Source organism: Streptomyces sp. NPDC008092 (assembly GCF_042957285.1).
GTDB lineage: Bacteria > Actinomycetota > Actinomycetes > Streptomycetales > Streptomycetaceae > Streptomyces.
In genome coordinates, this window is sequence record NZ_JBIBHY010000001.1 from 18,342 (window position 1) to 35,426 (window position 17,085).

The 17,085-nt window shown below is 72.4% G+C and carries 15 protein-coding genes; 6 read left to right on the forward strand and 9 right to left on the reverse strand.

The annotated features are described in order from the left end of the window. Positions 1-201 precede the first annotated feature (201 nt). Both ACFZB3_RS00100 and ACFZB3_RS00105 read left to right on the forward strand, forming a co-directional pair. Entirely contained in the window at positions 202-1,662 is a 1,461-nt protein-coding gene (locus ACFZB3_RS00100; RefSeq protein WP_391367202.1) for a 3' terminal RNA ribose 2'-O-methyltransferase Hen1, read from the forward strand. After that, a complete protein-coding gene (locus ACFZB3_RS00105; protein ID WP_391367205.1) occupies positions 1,659-4,205 on the forward strand; it encodes a polynucleotide kinase-phosphatase in 2,547 nt (848 codons plus the stop codon). Before ACFZB3_RS00100 ends, ACFZB3_RS00105 begins: the two co-directional genes overlap by 4 nt. Positions 4,206-4,251: 46 nt before the next feature. Here the strand turns inward: ACFZB3_RS00105 and ACFZB3_RS00110 are convergent, their stop codons facing one another. Then, positions 4,252-5,145 (reverse strand): hypothetical protein, encoded by an 894-nt coding sequence (locus ACFZB3_RS00110; protein ID WP_391367208.1) that lies wholly within the window; start codon positions 5,143-5,145, stop codon positions 4,252-4,254. Next, positions 5,142-6,275: an SPFH domain-containing protein gene (locus ACFZB3_RS00115; protein WP_391367211.1), complete on the reverse strand. Its 1,134-nt coding sequence runs from the start codon at positions 6,273-6,275 to the stop codon at positions 5,142-5,144. Before ACFZB3_RS00115 ends, ACFZB3_RS00110 begins: the two co-directional genes overlap by 4 nt. A gap of 128 nt (positions 6,276-6,403) precedes the next feature. Between ACFZB3_RS00115 and ACFZB3_RS00120 the strand changes: the two genes are divergently transcribed. From ACFZB3_RS00120 to ACFZB3_RS00130, 3 genes are all read left to right on the forward strand, one after another. Continuing rightward, positions 6,404-7,627, forward strand: coding sequence for an arginine deiminase (locus tag ACFZB3_RS00120; RefSeq protein WP_391367214.1), 1,224 nt, complete (start codon positions 6,404-6,406; stop codon positions 7,625-7,627). 352 nt (positions 7,628-7,979) lie between these two features. Beyond that, positions 7,980-8,987: an ornithine carbamoyltransferase gene (gene argF, locus ACFZB3_RS00125; protein WP_391367217.1), complete on the forward strand. Its 1,008-nt coding sequence runs from the start codon at positions 7,980-7,982 to the stop codon at positions 8,985-8,987. 118 nt (positions 8,988-9,105) lie between these two features. Continuing rightward, on the forward strand, positions 9,106-10,545 hold the full coding sequence (locus ACFZB3_RS00130; protein WP_391367220.1) for an amino acid permease: 1,440 nt from the start codon (positions 9,106-9,108) through the stop codon (positions 10,543-10,545). Positions 10,546-10,729: 184 nt separating this feature from the next. On the opposite strand, the gene ACFZB3_RS00135 is transcribed toward ACFZB3_RS00130, so the two are convergent. The 6 genes from ACFZB3_RS00135 to ACFZB3_RS00160 all read right to left on the reverse strand — a co-directional run bounded on the left by ACFZB3_RS00135 (position 10,730) and on the right by ACFZB3_RS00160 (position 15,387). Further along, positions 10,730-11,179, reverse strand: coding sequence for an ATP-binding protein (locus tag ACFZB3_RS00135; RefSeq protein WP_391367223.1), 450 nt, complete (start codon positions 11,177-11,179; stop codon positions 10,730-10,732). Between the two features lie 244 nt (positions 11,180-11,423). After that, entirely contained in the window at positions 11,424-12,638 is a 1,215-nt protein-coding gene (locus ACFZB3_RS00140; RefSeq protein ID WP_391367226.1) for a GTP-binding protein, read from the reverse strand. Between the two features lie 2 nt (positions 12,639-12,640). Next, the gene (gene cysD / locus ACFZB3_RS00145; RefSeq protein WP_391367229.1) at positions 12,641-13,543 is read right to left on the reverse strand and encodes a sulfate adenylyltransferase subunit CysD; all 903 of its coding nucleotides are present in this window, start codon (positions 13,541-13,543) and stop codon (positions 12,641-12,643) included. Next, a complete protein-coding gene (cysC, locus tag ACFZB3_RS00150) occupies positions 13,540-14,091 on the reverse strand; it encodes an adenylyl-sulfate kinase (protein WP_391367232.1) in 552 nt (183 codons plus the stop codon). The genes cysD and cysC overlap by 4 nt, the downstream gene beginning before the upstream one ends. Before the next feature lie 182 nt (positions 14,092-14,273). Further along, entirely contained in the window at positions 14,274-15,086 is an 813-nt protein-coding gene (locus ACFZB3_RS00155; protein WP_391367235.1) for a PaaX family transcriptional regulator C-terminal domain-containing protein, read from the reverse strand. 106 nt (positions 15,087-15,192) lie between these two features. Further along, positions 15,193-15,387, reverse strand: coding sequence for a DUF5999 family protein (locus ACFZB3_RS00160; protein ID WP_391367238.1), 195 nt, complete (start codon positions 15,385-15,387; stop codon positions 15,193-15,195). 270 nt (positions 15,388-15,657) lie between these two features. Between ACFZB3_RS00160 and ACFZB3_RS00165 the strand changes: the two genes are divergently transcribed. After that, on the forward strand, positions 15,658-16,095 hold the full coding sequence (locus ACFZB3_RS00165; protein ID WP_391367241.1) for a DUF6299 family protein: 438 nt from the start codon (positions 15,658-15,660) through the stop codon (positions 16,093-16,095). A gap of 64 nt (positions 16,096-16,159) precedes the next feature. Here the strand turns inward: ACFZB3_RS00165 and ACFZB3_RS00170 are convergent, their stop codons facing one another. Then, on the reverse strand, positions 16,160-17,032 hold the full coding sequence (locus ACFZB3_RS00170) for an alpha/beta fold hydrolase (protein WP_391367244.1): 873 nt from the start codon (positions 17,030-17,032) through the stop codon (positions 16,160-16,162). Positions 17,033-17,085: the final 53 nt, after the last annotated feature.

A 17,085-nucleotide genomic window follows, 5' to 3' on the forward strand; every position in this document is an offset into this window, starting at 1 on the left:
CCGCGGCGCCGTCGTGGCTGGTCGCGCGGTTCCTCCCCCAGCCTTCGGCCGGGGGTACCCCCAGCGCCGCTACGGGGCGCTGCCCCCGGCCGGGAGAAATTCCGCGCACCCGCCCCGCGTCCCCAGCTACGTTGGATTCGCGAACAACCGCGCGACCAGCGCGTTCGCACCCTTTCCAGATCCTTTTCGAGGCGACCCACCGTGTTCCTGACGATCACCACCACCGGCACCCCCGAACGTCCCGCGACCGACCTCGGGTTCCTGCTGCACAAGCACCCCGACAACGCGCAGACCTTCACCACCTCGCACGGCATCGCGCACGTCTTCTACCCGGAGGCGGATCCCGGCCGCTGCACGGCGGCGCTGCTCCTGGAGGTGGACGCGGTGGCGCTGGTCCGGCGCGGCAAGGGCAAGGGACGCGGCGGAGCCCCCGACGCGGCGCTCGCGCAGTACGTCAACGACCGCCCGTACGCGGCCTCCTCGCTGCTCGCCGTGGCGATCGGCAACGTCTTCTCCAGCGCGATCCGCGGTGTCTGCAAGGCCCGCCCCGAAGCCCCGGCGCAGGCAAGGCCGTTGCGGATCGAGGTGCCCGCGCTGCCCGCCCGCGGCGGCCCCGACCTCGTGCGGAAGCTCTTCGAGCCGCTCGGCTGGACGGTGACCGCCGAACCGGTCGCCCTGGACACCGAGTTCCCCGCGTGGGGCGACTCGCGGTACGTCGGCCTGGTCCTGGAGTCCGGGGCGCTGACCCTCTCCGAGGCGCTGCGCCACCTCTACGTCCTGCTCCCCGTCCTCGACGACGCCAAGCACTACTGGGTCTCCGCCGAGGAGGTCGACAAGCTGCTGCGCGCGGGCGAGGGCTGGCTGCCCGGCCACCCCGAGCAGAAGCTCATCACCAGCCGGTACCTCTCCCGCCGCTGGTCGCTGACCCGGCAGGCGATGGAGCGGCTGGAGCTGGTCCGGCTCGCCGAGACCGACGACAGCGAGGTCGAGGAGATCGACAACGCGGTCGAGGAGGAGACCGAGACGGAGGAGAAGCCGACCCCGCTCGCCGTGCAGCGCCGGGACGCGATCCTCGACGCGCTGCGGCGCGCCGGTGCCGCCCGGGTCCTCGACCTCGGCTGCGGTCAGGGCCAGTTGGTGCAGGCGCTGCTGAAGGACCCGTCCTTCACCGAGATCGTCGGCGTCGACGTGTCGATGCGGGCGCTCACCATCGCCTCCCGGCGGCTCAAGCTGGACCGCATGGGGGAGCGGCAGGCGTCCCGCGTCAAGCTCTTCCAGGGTTCGCTCGCCTACACCGACAAGCGGCTCAAGGGGTACGACGCGGCCGTGCTCAGCGAGGTGATCGAACACCTCGACCTGCCGCGGCTGCCCGCCCTGGAGTACGCCGTGTTCGGCGCCGCCCACCCGCGCACGGTCCTCGTGACCACCCCGAACGTCGAGTACAACGTCCGCTGGGAGACCCTCCCCGCCGGCCACGCCCGGCACGGCGACCACCGCTTCGAGTGGACCCGCGAGGAGTTCCGCACCTGGGCCCACCGGGTCGCCGGACTCCACGGCTACGACGTCGAGTTCACCCCCGTGGGCCCGGACGACCCGGAGGTCGGCCCGCCCACCCAGATGGCCACGTTCACGTTCTCTGCGAAGGAGGCGAAGGCAGCATGACAGAGACACAGCGCACCGGACGGGTCCTCCCCGTCACCGACCTCTCCCTGGTCGTCCTCGTCGGCGCCTCCGGCTCCGGCAAGTCCACCTTCGCGCACCGGCACTTCAAGCCGACCGAGATCATCTCCTCCGACTTCTGCCGGGGCCTGGTCTCCGACGACGAGAACGACCAGAGCGCGACCAAGGACGCCTTCGACGTCCTGCACTACATCGCCGGCAAGCGGCTCGCCGCCGGCCGCCGCACGGTCGTCGACGCGACCAGCGTGCAGCAGGAGTCCCGGCGCCAGCTGATCGACCTGGCCCGGACGTACGACGTGCTGCCCATCGCCATCGTCCTCGACGTGCCCGAGGAGGTGTGCGCCGAACGCAACGCGGCCCGCACCGACCGCGCCGATATGCCCCGCCGGGTCATCCAGCGCCACATCCGCGAACTCCGCCGCTCCGTCAGGCACCTGGAGCGCGAGGGCTTCCGCAAGGTGCACATCCTGCGCGGGGTCGAGGAGATCGAGTCGGCGACCGTCGTCACCGAGAAGCGCTTCAACGACCTGACCCACCTCACCGGTCCCTTCGACATCGTCGGCGACATCCACGGCTGCGCGAGCGAACTGGAGTCCCTGCTCGTAAAGTTGGGCTACCGCGACGGCGTCCACCCGGAGGGCCGTACCGCGGTCTTCGTCGGTGACCTCGTCGACCGCGGCCCGGACAGCCCGGGCGTGCTGCGCCGCGTCATGTCGATGGTCGGGTCGGGCAACGCCCTGTGCGTGCCAGGCAACCACGAGAACAAGTACGGCCGTTATCTCAAGGGCCGCAAGGTCCAGCACACCCACGGACTCGCCGAGACCATCGAGCAGATGGACGGCGAGAGCGAGGAGTTCAAGGCGCAGGTACGGGAGTTCATCGACGGACTGGTCAGCCACTACGTCCTCGACGGCGGGAAGCTGGTGGTCTGCCACGCCGGGCTGCCGGAGAAGTACCACGGCCGCACCTCCGGCCGGGTCCGCTCGCACGCGCTGTACGGTGACACCACCGGCGAGACCGACGAGTTCGGCCTGCCGGTGCGCTACCCGTGGGCCGAGGACTACCGGGGCCGGGCGGCCGTCGTCTACGGCCACACCCCGGTCCCGGAGGCCAGCTGGCTCAACAACACCATCTGCCTGGACACCGGCGCCGTCTTCGGCGGCAAGCTCACCGCGCTGCGCTGGCCGGAGCGGGAGCTGGTCGACGTACCGGCCGAGCGGGTCTGGTACGAGCCGGCCCGCCCGCTGCGGACCGAGGCGCCCGGCGGTCAGGACGGACGTCCGCTGGACCTGGCGGACGTGCACGGGCGACGGGTCGTCGAGACCCGGTACCAGGGCCGGATCGCGGTCCGCGAGGAGAACGCGGCGGCCGCCCTGGAGGTGATGAGCCGCTTCGCGATCGACCCGCGCCTGCTGCCGTACCTGCCGCCGACCATGGCCCCGACGGCCACCTCGCACGTCGAGGGCTATCTGGAGCACCCGGCGGAGGCCTTCGCCCAGTACGCCGCGGACGGGGTCGACCGGGTGGTGTGCGAGGAGAAGCACATGGGCTCGCGGGCGGTGGCGCTGGTGTGCCGGGACGCGGAGGTCGCCCACAAGCGCTTCGGCGTCGCCCCCGGCCCGACCGGCTCCCTCTACACCCGCACCGGACGCCCGTTCTTCGACGACGAGTCGGTCACCGAGGAGATCCTCGGCCGCATCCGCGCGTCGGTCGACGCGGCCGGCCTCTGGGACGAACTCGCCACCGACTGGCTCCTCCTCGACGCCGAACTGCTGCCCTGGTCGCTCAAGGCCTCCGGCCTGCTGCGCACCCAGTACGCGGCCGTCGGCGCCGCCTCCGGCGCGGTCTTCCCGGGCGCGCTGGCCGCCCTGGAGCGGGCGGCGGGCCGCGGTGTCGACCTCGGCGAACTCCGCGACCGGCAGCGCGAACGCGCCGCCGACGCGGCCGCGTTCACCGACGCCTACCGCCGCTACTGCTGGACCACCGAGGGCCTGGACGGGGTGCGCCTCGCCCCCTTCCAGATCCTCGCCGTGCAGGGCCGCAGCCTCGCCGCGCTCCCGCACGACGAGCAACTCGCCCTCCTGGACCGGCTGGTGGAGCACGACCCCAGCGGCCTGCTCCAGACCACCCGACGTCTGCACGTCGACACCGGCGACCCGGAGTCGGTGCGGGCCGGCGTCGACTGGTGGCTGGAGATGACCGGCCGGGGCGGCGAGGGCATGGTCGTCAAGCCGGCCGGCGCGGTCGTCCGCGACCCGCAGGGCCGCCTCGTCCAGCCCGGCATCAAGTGCCGGGGCCGGGAGTACCTGCGGATCATCTACGGTCCCGAGTACACCCGCCCCGACAACCTCACCCGCCTGCGCGGCCGCTTCCTCAACCACAAGCGGTCCCTGGCGATCCGCGAGTACGCCCTCGGCCTGGAGGCCCTGGACCGCCTCGCGGACGGCGAGCCGCTGTGGCGCGTGCACGAGGCGGTCTTCGGGGTCCTGGCCCTGGAGTCGGAGCCGGTGGACCCGCGGCTGTGACCCGCGGTCGTGACCCGCGGTCGTGACCCGCGGTGGCTCCGGCCGGTCAGCCGACCAGCCGGAGCCGCCGCGCGCACGCCCCCACCCGGACCGTCTGCCCCCAGGTCAGCTCCAGGGCGTCGGTCTCGATGCCGTCGCCGAAGGCGATCAGGCGGTCCGACTCGACCGTGAGGGTCAGGGCCGCCGAGGCCGCCAGCTCCCCGGCGACCAGGGACGTCCCGGTCGCCGGCGAGGGCCACGCCTCCCGGACGAACCAGAGGAGGCGGTCCTCCGTGGGGGCGGGCAGCGGCAGCCGGGCGCCGCGCTCCTGCCACACCGAGCGCAGCCAGCCGGTGGCCCCCGTGCCGGTGCCCACCAGCACCCCGGAGGATGCCTGGGCCTCGACGACACCCCCGTCGCCCTCCAGGCCCAGGCGGTATCGGGCGGTCTGATGACCGGCGGTACCGAGGTAGATCTCGTTGAGCGCCACGAGCCGCTGCGTGTCGTCGGCGACCGCCTCGACCATCGTCAGCTCGTCGGCCGCCGTGGCCGCGACCGAGGCCAGGAGCACGGCCGCCTGCTCCGGCCGGTGCCGCACCAGGACCCCCGGATTGCGGCCGGGGTCGGTGTCGATGCCGATCACCGGCTGGCCGTCCAGGTACTTGGCCACGTTCGCCACCAGCCCGTCCTGGCCGACCACCACGACCACGTCCTCCGGCGCGAACAGGAAGCGGTCCAGGTCGGCCCGCTCCACCCGGGCCTGGCGCCAGGCCAGCGGCACCGCCGAGGTCACCTCGGCGAGCGCCTGCCGGGTGCGCCGGTGCCGTTCGGCGACCTCGGCCATGTCCCGGCCCCGGGAGGCGAGGAAGAAGGCGGCCTGGCCGTGCGTGCCGTGCCGGGCCACCAGCTCCTCGTACTCCGTGGTCCGGTGGACGAGCACGGCCCGCGGCGCGAGGCTCATTCCCGCTCCCCGCCCAGCCTGGCGAGCAGCCCGGTCAGCACGTCCGGCGACACGGTCACGCTGTCGATGCGCGGCAGGTTCTCGGCGAGCCGGGCGCCGGTGAGGGCGTGCAGCGTGGCCACGTCCGCCTCGCCGTGCACCCGCAGCCAGGCCGCCTGCGCCGCGGCCCGCGCCTCGCCGACCTCCCGGGCCCCCGCGGCCTCGGCCCGCGCCAGCGTGACCGCGCGCGCCGCCTCCGCCTCGCCCAGCTTCACCGACCGGGCCGCCTCCGCCTCCGCCAGCCGTACCGTGCGCGCCGCCTCGGCGTCCGCCAGCGTCACGGACCTGGCTGCCTCGGCCTCCGCCAGCTTCACCGTCCGGGCCGCCTCCGCCTCCGCGAGGACCGCGTCGGCCGCCGCGTTCTCCTCCGCCTCGCGCCGTGCGTTGGTGCCCCGCTGCTCGACCAGCTGTTCCTCGCGGCGGGCCAGTTCGATCTGGCTCGCCAGCTCGTTCTCGGCGATCGCCCGCTCCCGCTCGACGGCCACCGCGCGCCGCTCGTACGTGGCCCGGTCGGCCTCCTGCTGGATCTGCTCGCGGGCCGGGGTGCGCAGCGCCCGCTCCACCTCGGGCTCCGGCCGCAGCGCCATCACGCGGACGGCCACCACCTCGATGCCGGTGGCGGGCAGCCGCGGCTCCGCCGCCAGGCCGGCCGCGACCCGCTCCCGGACCACCGCCACCCCGTCCACCAGCGCCTCCGCCAGCGGGGTGCGGGCCAGTGCGTCCAGCGCGTGCTGCTGGGCCGTCTCCGTGAGGAGGGTGCCCAGCTGTTCGAGCGGGGTGCCGCGCCAGACACCGGTGTCCGGGTCGATGGAGAAGTCGAGGCGGGCGGCCGCGACGGCCGGGTCGCCGACGCGGTAGGTGACGGTCGCCTGGACCGCCACGTCCTGGAAGTCGGCCGTACGGGCGTGGAAGGTCATCGCCAGTTCACGGTCGTCGACCGGGACCTCGGAGATCGCCGCGGTGAGCGCGCGGAACCAGAAGCTGAGCCCCGGTCCGTCGTGCAGCAGCTTCTCGCCCCGGTGGTGTCTGACGTGCGCCGTCGGCGCGCCGCGCAGATGGCGCCAGCCCAGGCGCCTGGTGATGTCGGCCATCGGATCCGCCCCCTCGCTTTTAGAGTCATGATGACCATAATCCTGGGACGTGTTTGTCGTCAAGGGGACGAGAACAAGAAACGGCCGAGCAGGGGGTGAACACGGTCCCCGGTGGTCAGGATGGAGGCATGGGATTCCACGTCGACTCCGAGGCCGGGCGGCTGCGCCGCGTCATACTGCACCGGCCCGATCTGGAGCTCAAAAGGCTCACCCCGAGCAACAAGGATGCCCTCCTCTTCGACGACGTCCTCTGGGTGCGCCGGGCCCGGGCCGAGCACGACGGTTTCGCCGACGTGCTGCGCGACCGCGGGGTCGCCGTCCACCTCTTCGGCGACCTGCTGGAAGAGGCGCTGGCGATCGAGGCCGCCCGCACCCTCGTGCTGGACCGGGTCTTCGACGAGAAGGAGTACGGCCCGCTCGCCACCGACCACCTGCGCGCCGCCTTCGAGAAACTGCCGGCGCGGCTGCTGGCCGAGGCGCTCGTCGGCGGCATGACCAAGCGGGAGTTCCTGTCCGCCCACGCGGAGCCCACCTCGGTCCGCTTCCACGCCATGGACCTCGACGACTTCCTCCTCGAACCGCTCCCCAACCACCTCTTCACCCGCGACACCTCCGCCTGGGTCTACGACGGCGTCTCCATCAACGCCATGCGCTGGCCCGCCCGGCAGCGCGAGACCGTGCACTTCGAGGCGATCTACCGGCACCACCCGCTCTTCCGTGGCGAAACGTTCCACGTCTGGTCGGAGGGGCAGGCCGCCTACCCCTCCACCATCGAGGGTGGCGACGTCCTGGTGATCGGCAACGGCGCGGTCCTGATCGGCATGAGCGAGCGCACCACCCCGCAGGCCGTCGAGATGCTCGCGCACAAGCTGTTCGCGGCCGGCTCGGCGCAGACCATCGTCGCCCTGGACATGCCGAAGCGGCGCGCCTTCATGCACCTCGACACGGTGATGACGATGGTCGACGGCGACACCTTCACCCAGTACGCCGGACTCGGCATGCTCCGCTCGTACACCATCGAACCGGGCGCCGGCGAGAAGGAGCTCAAGGTCACCGACCATCCGCCGGAGCACATGCACCGGGCGATCGCCGCCGCCCTCGGCCTCAGCGAGATCCGCGTCCTGACCGCCACCCAGGACGTGCACGCGGCCGAACGCGAACAGTGGGACGACGGCTGCAACGTCCTCGCCGTCGAACCCGGCGTCGTCGTCGCCTACGAACGCAACTCCACCACCAACACCCATCTGCGCAAGCAGGGCATCGAGGTGATCGAGATCCCGGGGAGCGAACTGGGGCGGGGGAGGGGCGGGCCGCGGTGCATGAGCTGCCCGGTGGAACGGGATGCCGTGTGAGGGGTGCCGTGTGAGGGGTGCCGGCTGAGGGGTGCCGGCTGAGGGGTGCCGTGTGAGGGTGCCGCGCAGGCCGCTCCGACCCGTGACAGGTCCGCGCTGCCCGGGGAGGGAGCCGCCCGGCGGGCGATGCGCCCCCGCCGACCGGGCGCACCACGCGCTGTGCGCGCCGTTCGGTCGGCCGGGAGGTCGCGCGCTCGGCCGTCCGTGGCGCGCGAGCCGTACCCGGCCCCGCAGGCGGCGCAGTATGAAGACGTACCGATCCGGACGGCCCGGCGGTACCTGTATAGAAATGTGGAACATCGTATAGACTTCCAAAGTTCTCGAAGCCGACCCCGACCGCTGGAGCGCCCCCATGGCGACTGTCCCGACCGCCCTCGCCGGACGCCACTTCCTCAAGGAGCTGGACTTCACCCAGGAGGAGTTCCGCGGGCTGGTCGAGCTGGCCGCCGAGCTGAAGGCGGCCAAGAAGGCCGGGACCGAGACGCAGTACCTGCGCGGGAAGAACATCGCGCTGGTCTTCGCGAAGACCTCCACCCGCACCCGCTGCGCCTTCGAGGTCGCCGCCGCCGACCAGGGGGCCGCCACGACCTACCTCGACCCGGCCGGCTCGCAGCTCGGGCACAAGGAGTCGGTGAAGGACACCGCCCGGGTCCTCGGCCGGATGTACGACGCGATCGAGTACCGCGGGCACGGCCAGGGCGTCGTCGAGGAGCTGGCCGCGTTCGCCGGGGTACCCGTCTACAACGGCCTCACCGACGAGTGGCACCCCACCCAGATGCTCGCCGACGTGCTCACCATGACCGAGCACAGCGACAAGCCGCTCACCGGGATCGCCTTCGCCTACCTCGGCGACGCCCGCTACAACATGGGCAACTCCTACCTCGTCACCGGCGCCCTGCTCGGCATGGACGTCCGGATCGTCGCGCCCCGCCTGCTGTGGCCGGACGAGACGATCGTCGAGCTGGCCCAGCAGCTCGCCGGTGCGTCCGGCGCCCGGATCACGCTCACCGAGGACGTGAAGGACGGGGTGCGCGACGCCGACTTCGTCGCCACCGACGTCTGGGTGTCGATGGGTGAGCCCAAGGAGGTCTGGGACGAGCGGATCGCGCTGCTCGGGCCGTACGCCGTCACCATGGACGTGCTGCGCGCCACCGGTAACGCCGACGTCAAGTTCCTGCACTGCCTGCCGGCCTTCCACGACCTCGGCACCGTCGTCGGCCGCGAGATCTTCGAGCGCCACGGGCTGACCGAACTGGAAGTCACCGACGAGGTGTTCGAGTCCGAGCACTCGGTCGTCTTCGACGAGGCCGAGAACCGGATGCACACCATCAAGGCGGTCCTGGTCGCCACCCTCGCCTGACCCGCTCTCCGCGAAGCTGCCCTGTCCTTTCCGGCGGCCCGGCACCACCCCACGCCGTGGCCGCCACCGCGACCGAACCCGGATCGCACCCGCACCACCAGAAACGAGCACCACCCGCATGCCCCGCATCAAGTCCCCGCACCTCCTGGTCGCCGAATCCGGCGCCGACCGGGAGGGTCACGGCCTCCGCCGCACCATGGGCCTCTTCCAGCTGATCTGCTTCGGCATCGGCGCGATCGTCGGCACCGGCATCTTCGTCGGCCTCTCCGACTCGGTCGCCCAGGCCGGCCCGGCCGTCGTCGTCTCCTTCGTGCTCGCCGCGATCACCTGCGTCTTCACCGCCCTCTCCTTCGCCGAGCTGGGCGGCGCGATCCCGGTCTCCGGATCGTCGTACTCCTTCGCCTACGCCGGGCTCGGCGAGTCCACCGCCTTCCTGGTCGGCTGGTGCCTGCTCCTCGAATACGGCATCTCGATCTCGGCCGTCGCGGTCGGCTGGAGCCAGTACGTCAACGAGCTGCTGCACAGCCTCACCGGCCTCCAGCTCCCGCACGCCCTGTCCGCGGGCCCCGGCGACGGCGGGATCGTGAACCTCCCCGCCGTGATCGTCATCGCCATGGCCGCCGTCCTGCTGGTGCGCGGGGTGCGGGAGAGCGCCCGGGCCACCGCCGCGATGGCAGCCGTGAAGCTGGTCATCCTGCTCGCGTTCTGCGCGATCGGCTTCAGCGCCTTCAAGGACGGCAACCTCGTCCCGTTCTCCCCGGCCGGACTCGGCGGCATCGGCGCGGGCACCACCGCCGCGTTCTTCTCCTACATCGGCTTCGACGCGATCACCACGGCCGGCGAGGAGGCCAAGAACCCGCGCCGGGACATCCCGGTCGCGATCCTGGTCTGCATGGGCGTGGTCACCCTGCTCTACTGCGCCGTCGCGCTGGCCGCCATCGGCGCCATCGGCGGCGACCAGGTCGCCGGCCGCCCCGCCGCCCTCTCCTACGTCGTCAATCAGGTCACCGGATCCACGATCGGCGGCGGCGTGATCGCCTTCGGCGCGGTCGTCGCCATCGCGTCCGTCGTCCTCGCGGTGATGTACGGCCAGACCCGCATCCTCATGTCCATGTCCCGGGACGGCCTGATCCCGCGCGTCTTCGAGAAGGTCTCCCCGAGGACCGCCACCCCGGTGGCCGGCACCCTGATCGTCGCGGCCGTCTTCGCCCTCCCGGCGGCCTTCGCCTCGCTGGACGCGGTGATGAACCTGTGCACCATCGGCACCCTCGCGATCATGGCCGTGGTGAACATCGCGGTGATCGCCCTGCGCCGCCGCGAACCGGCCCTGGCCCGCACCTTCCGGGTGCCGCTCTACCCGGTCGCGCCGCTCCTGGGCGTCGGCTTCTGCCTCTACTTGATGTACGAGACCGGCTGGACGACCTGGATCCAGTTCGCCGTCTTCCTGGCCGTGGGCCTGCTGGTCTACCTCGGCTACGGACGCCGGAACTCCACGCTGGCCGGCGGCCCGGGCGAGACCTCGGACACTGTCCCCGAGCGGGAGCCGCAAGCCGTCTGACACGTGCCGTAAGGGAGACCGGAGGGGTGAGGCGAAACGATCTCGGTGCGGCGCTGCGACGGCTGCGGGAACTCACCGGGCCCGCCGTGGCCGGCCCCTCGGCCCACCACCTCTTCCTACGCGCCCCCCGGCACGGCTGACCCCGCGGAAGCAGTACGCACGGAGCGCCGGCCCGCCTGGCCGGTTACGCCGGCCGCCACTGGCGCGGTACCGCAGGAAGCCTGAACCACACCGCCTTGCCGGACTCGGTGGGGCGGTGGCCGCAGGACGAGCTGAGGGCGCGGATCAGCAGCAGGCCGCGTCCGCCCTCCTGCATGGGGTCGGGCTCCTCGATCACCGGACGGGTGAGATGGCCGGGCGGCGCCGGGTCCGGGTCGTGCACCTCGACCTTGCAGCCCTCCGGCACCAGCTCGACGACCAGCTCTATCGGCCCCCTGCCGGCGGTGTGCTCCACGGCGTTGGCGACCAGCTCCGCGGTGAGCAGTTCGGCGGTGTCGGCGTCCGGAGCGTGCTCCGCCTCCTCCATCGCCGAGCGCACCAGGGCACGGGCGACCGGCACGGCCGCGACGGAGTGCGGCAGCGCGATACGCCAGGAGGCGGCGGAAGGTGGTTCGTACACGGCGATTCCGTTCATGGCGCAGGCGATCACTGCTTGTCCTGCTTTCAACTGTAGGAATGGTACGGGTCCCGTCCCGGACGCTGTCGGCGCCCCCCTGACGGGACCTTCGTCCCGGTAACGGGTGGCTTACCCCGCCCGTGGGCCTGTCTCGCACATCCGGCTCAGCTGTTACCGCGTTATTGACGCGCTGTGACCTTGTGACGCGGCACACACGAAAGAGCCCCCGGAGACCGGGGGCTCTTTCACCGCGGGGGGGGGATCAGCCGAACTCGACCATCCCCGCGGTCAGCGTCGCGCCGTCCGCCGGGTCGATCAGGATGAACGCACCGGTACGGCGGGAGACCGCGTACGCGTCCAGCGGCAGCGGTTCGGCGCTGCGCAGGGTGATCCGGCCCAGGTCGTTGACGCTCAGCGCGGTCGCGCCCCCCAGGTCCCGGACGATCGCCTTGACGGTCCGGGTGGCGTGCTTGAGCAGCACCCGGTCGCCGACCCGGAGCGGGCGGTCGGCCAGATGGCACACGGCCGCCGTCACGTCCTGGGTGAGCGCCGGCGCCTCCGGGCCCGCGGTGATCATGTCGCCGCGGGAGACGTCCCGCTGGTCGGCCAGCCGCACCCCGATGGACTGCGGGGCGTGCGCCGCCCCGACCTCGGTGCCGAGCACGTCGATCGCCGTGATCTCGGAGGTCTCGCCGGAGGGGTGCACGGTGACCCGGTCGCCCACCCGCAGCGCCCCCGAGACCAGCTGGCCCGCGTAGTGACGGACGTCACCGTGCCGGATGACGTACTGGACCGGGAAGCGGGCCGGAGCGTCGGCGGCGTCCGCGGCCACCGGGACGTTCTCGAGGAACTCCAGGAGCGCCGGGCCCTCGTACCAGTCCATGTGCGCGGAACGGTCCACGACGTTGTCGCCCACCAGCGCCGAGACCGGGATCGCGGTGACCTCGGGGAGCCCCAGCTCGGCGGTCTGGGCGGTGAAGTCGGCGACGATCCGCTCGAACCCGGCCCGCTCGTAGCCGACCAGGTCCATCTTGTTGACGGCGAGGACGACGTGCGGGACGCGCAGCAGGGCGGCCACGGCCGCGTGCCGGCGGGTCTGCTCGACGACGCCGTTGCGGGCGTCGACCAGGATGATGGCCAGTTCGGCGGTGGAGGCGCCGGTGACCATGTTGCGGGTGTACTGCACATGCCCCGGGGTGTCGGCGAGGATGAACCGGCGCTTGGGGGTGGCGAAGTAGCGGTAGGCCACGTCGATGGTGATGCCCTGTTCGCGCTCGGCGCGCAGGCCGTCGGTGAGGAGGGCGAGGTCGGGGGCGTCCTTGCCCCGGCTGAGGGAGGCCTGTTCGACGGCCTCCAGCTGGTCGGCGAGGACCGACTTGGAGTCGTGCAGCAGCCGTCCGACGAGGGTGGACTTGCCGTCGTCGACCGAGCCGGCGGTCGCGAACCGCAGGGTGTCGATGGTCGTGCTGGTGGTCATGCTTAGAAGTACCCCTCGCGCTTGCGGTCTTCCATCGCGGCCTCGGAGAGCTTGTCGTCGGCACGCGTCGCGCCGCGCTCGGTGAGCCGGGAGGCGGCGATCTCGGCGATCACCTTCTCGATGTCGTCGGCGTCGGAGTCGACCGCGCCGGTGCAGGACATGTCACCGACGGTCCGGTAACGCACCCGCCGCTTCTCGACGGTCTCGTCCGCGCGCGGCCCGCCCCACTCGCCGGCCGTCAGCCACATCCCGCCGCGCATGAACACCTCGCGGTGGTGGGCGTAGTAGATCTGGGGCAGTTCGATCTCCTCGCGGGCGATGTACTGCCAGACGTCCAGCTCGGTCCAGTTGCTGAGCGGGAAGACGCGGACGTGTTCGCCGGGTGCGTGGCGGCCGTTGTAGAGGTTCCACAGCTCGGGGCGCTGGCGGCGGGGGTCCCACTGGGAGAACTCGTCGCGCAGGGAGAAGACGCGTTCCTTGGCGCGGGCCTTCTCCTCGTCGCGGCGGCCGCCGCCGAACACCGCGTCGAACTTCTCGCTCTGGATCTTCTCGGTGAGCGGGAGGGTCTGCAGCGGGTTGCGGGTGCCGTCGGGGCGTTCGCGGAGCACACCGCGGTCGATGTAGTCCTGTACGGAGGCCACATGGAGGCGCAGCCCATGGGCGGCCACCACACGGTCCCGGTATTCAAGGACCTCGGGGAAGTTGTGCCCGGTGTCCACATGCAGCAGCGAGAAGGGAACGGCCGCGGGGGCGAAGGCCTTCAGCGCCAGGTGGAGCATGACGATGGAGTCCTTGCCGCCGGAGAACAGGATCACCGGCCGTTCGAACTCGCCCGCCACCTCGCGGAAGATGTGGACCGCCTCGGACTCCAGCGCGTCCAGGTGCGACAGCATGAAGGTGCTCATGCCAGCCCCCGCTCCGCCAGCAGCGCGTGCACCGCGTCCGCGGACTCCTGCGGGGTCTGCTTCTGGGTGTGCAGCACCAGCGCCGGATCGGTGGGCGGCTCGTAGGGGTCGTCCACCCCGGTCAGACCGGTCAGCTCACCCGCGGCCTGCCTGGCGTACAGGCCCTTCACGTCCCGTTCGCTGCACACCTCGACGGGGGTCGCCACATGCACCTCCAGGTACGGCGTCCCGCTCTTCTCGTGCCGGTTGCGGACCGCCTCGCGGCTGTCGGCGTAGGGGGCGATGACCGGGACGACGGAGAGCACGCCGTTGCGTGCGAGCACCTCGGAGACCAGGCCGATGCGCTGCACGTTCGTGTTGCGGTCCGCCCGGGAGAAGCCGAGGCCGGCCGAGAGGAAGCGGCGGATCTCGTCGCCGTCGAGGACCTCCACGCGGTGTCCCTCGGCCTTGAGCCGGTCGCCGAGGAGGCGGGCGATCGTCGTCTTGCCCGCGCTCGGCAGCCCCGTCAGCCAGACCGTGGCTCCCTGAGCCCTTGGCGTGGTGGTCATGCGCAACAGACCTCTTCCTTACCTTCTCGGCGAACTCGCGTACGACCCGTCGAAGAGTAGGTAAGAAGTCTGAGAGGAGTGGTTAAGGAACCTGAGGTTTAACTGAGTGACTCCTGGTATGCAAGAGGTCACAGGGTCCTGCAATGAACATTTCACAAAGGGCTGCCCGTTCACAGAGCCGTTCACAGGCCGACGAAGACGCCCCCGGCCGCCCGCAGCCGTTCGTGCAGGGCGCGGAAGACGGCCACCGAGCGGGTTCCGGGCCAGTCCGCGGGCAGCAGGTCCGTCGGCAGCCCGGGATCGGTGTACGGCAGGTGGCGCCAGGCGTCGAGGGCGCGGAGGTAGTCGCGGTAGGCGTCCTCGGGCGGGGTGTCGGTGCGGTGCTCCCAGTCGCGCAGCACCGGCTCGTGCACGTCGAGGAACTGCTCGTGGGCCTTGGCGATCGCCGTCAGGTCCCACCAGCGGGCGACCGCCTCGGTGGTGGGCTGGAAGCCGAGGTGGTCGCCGCGGAAGAAGTCCACGTACGGGTCGAGGCCGAGCCGGCGCAGCGTGTGCCTGGTCTCCTCGAACAGCCGGGCCGGGGCGATCCACACGCCCGGCGCGGCCGTGCCGAAGCCGAGTCCGGCCAGCCGGGAGCGCAGCACGTGCCGCTTCTGCCGCTCCGACTCGGGCACCGAGAACACCGCGAGCACCCAGCCCGCGTCCTGCGGCGGTGCGTCGGCGTACACCCGGCGGTCGCCGTCGTCGAGCAACTGCCGTGCCTCCGCGGAGAGCTCGTACCCGGCGGCGCCCTGCGCGGTCCGGGCCGGCGCCAGCAGCCCGCGCCGTTTCAGCCGGGACACCGACGAACGTACGGAGGGGGCGTCCACGCCCACGGCGGCCAGCAGTCTGATCAGCTCGGCGACGGGCACCGGGCCGGGCAGGAAGCGGCCGTACGCGCCGTAGAGCGTGACGATGAGGGACCTCGGGGCGTGTTGCTCGGGCACGTTGATCATTTTAGGTCCCCGGCATCACTGCTGGTCACCTTCGGTGCACGGCTGAATGAGAGTCAGGATTCCGGGGCCCGTCCCGGAGACCGCGCGCCGGCCGGCGGGGACCGGCTCAGGCGGCGACGGCGAGGCGGTCGGCCGGGCCGCGGTGCGGCGGGACCACGCTGCCGTCGGCGTGCAGCTCGCCGGTGTCGTCGAAGACGATCGCCCCGTCGCACAGCAGGGTCCAGCCCTGCTCGGGGCGGGCGGCGACGATGTGCGCCAGGCCGCGGTCGGCCGTCGCGCTCGGGGACTGGTGGTTACACATGGCGCACCTCCACGGGTCTGCCTCCGGCACGGTCGCCGACCGGCATGACCAGACCATGCTCCTGCTGTGAACGCCGGGGAACCTCCTGCCGCGACCTGTGACAACACGCGGACAACTCCCGGACGCAGCCACGACGGCCGCCGCGGCTCCGGGACACGCCAGGGGGCTTCGGCACCGCGGGACGCGCCACCGAAGGAGTGACGATCACGCTCCAAGGTGCGGTCGCCCGGTATCCAGGGCATGCCCCCCTCACGATCCGGGAAGGAAGCCATGCCCCTACGCCCCGCCCTCGCCGCGGCCCTCGGTTCCGCCGCCCTGGTGTGCGCCGCCGTCGCCCCCGCGACCGCCGCCCCGGCCGCCGCCCCCACCGAGTCCGTCACCGTCGACCCCACCGGCCGCCTCGCCGACGACGGCACCGTCATCCTGTCCGGCACCTACACCTGCACCGATGCCACCGGCCCTGTGTTCATCAGCGCCTCGCTCAGCCAGGACTCCCCGAACTTCCGGCACGGCATCGGCGGCACCCAGGCCGTGTGCGACGGCGCCGAGCACCACTGGGAGAACACCGGCGAGGTCACCTCGGAGAAGCTGAAGCCCAGCGCGGCCAACGTCGAGGCCACGATCATGGAGCTGCGCAACACGGGCGGCCTGCCGCTGCCGTCCTTCCACGCCGTCGACCGGCGGGACATCACCCTCACCAAGGCCTGACCCGCGTCTCCGGGCGGTCCGGCACCTCAGGGGCGCCGGACCCGCCGGACGCCGCCGGCATCCGTCAGCGGCTCAGCAGTCTCCGCAGCGCCGAAGTCACCTCGTCCGGTGCCTCCTCCGCCATGAAGTGCCCGCAGTCCACCGTGCGGTGCTCCAGATCCGGTGCCCAGGCCCGCCACAGCGCGGCGGCGTCGTAGCCGAGGGCGGCGCCCCAGTCCTGCTGAAGGACGGCGACCGGCATGCGCAGCACGTTCCCGGCGGCCCGGTCGGCCCGGTCGTGCTCGGTGTCGACGCCGGCCGAGGCCCGGTAGTCCGCCACGATCGAGGGCACCGCCGCCCGGCAGGCCGCCAGATAGGCGGCGCGGACGTCGGCCGGGATCGCCGCGGGGTCGCGGGTCCACAGGTCGAGGAAGTGGCCGAAGAACAGGTCCGGGGCCGCGCCGATCAGCTTCTCCGGCAATCCGGGCGGCTGGGCCATCAGGTACAGGTGGAAGGCGACGGCGGCCGTGGCGCCGTGCAGCACCTCCCACATGTCCAGCGTGGGCAGCACGTCCAGCAGTGCCAGGTGCGTGACCGCGTCCGGATGGTCGAGCCCGGCCCGGAAGGCGACCAGCGCGCCCCGGTCGTGCCCGGCCAGCGCGAAGCGCTCGTGTCCGAGGCCCCGGGCGAGCGCCACGACGTCGGCGGCCATGGTGCGCTTCGCGTACGACGTCCCGTCCGCGTCGGCCGGTCTGTCGCTGGCGCCGTAGCCGCGCAGGTCGGGGCAGATCACGGTGTGGCGGTCCGCGAGGCCGGCGGCCACGTGCCGCCACATCAGGTGGGTCTGGGGGAAGCCGTGCAGCAGGACGACCGGGCTGCCGGTGCCGCCGACGGCCGTGTGCAGGGCGACGCCGTCCGCGACCGGGACGCGGTGCTGCTGGAAACCGGGGATGTTCATGCGCCGAGGCTCCCGTGCCCGGATCAGCAGCGGATCAGCAGCGCGTGCGGCAC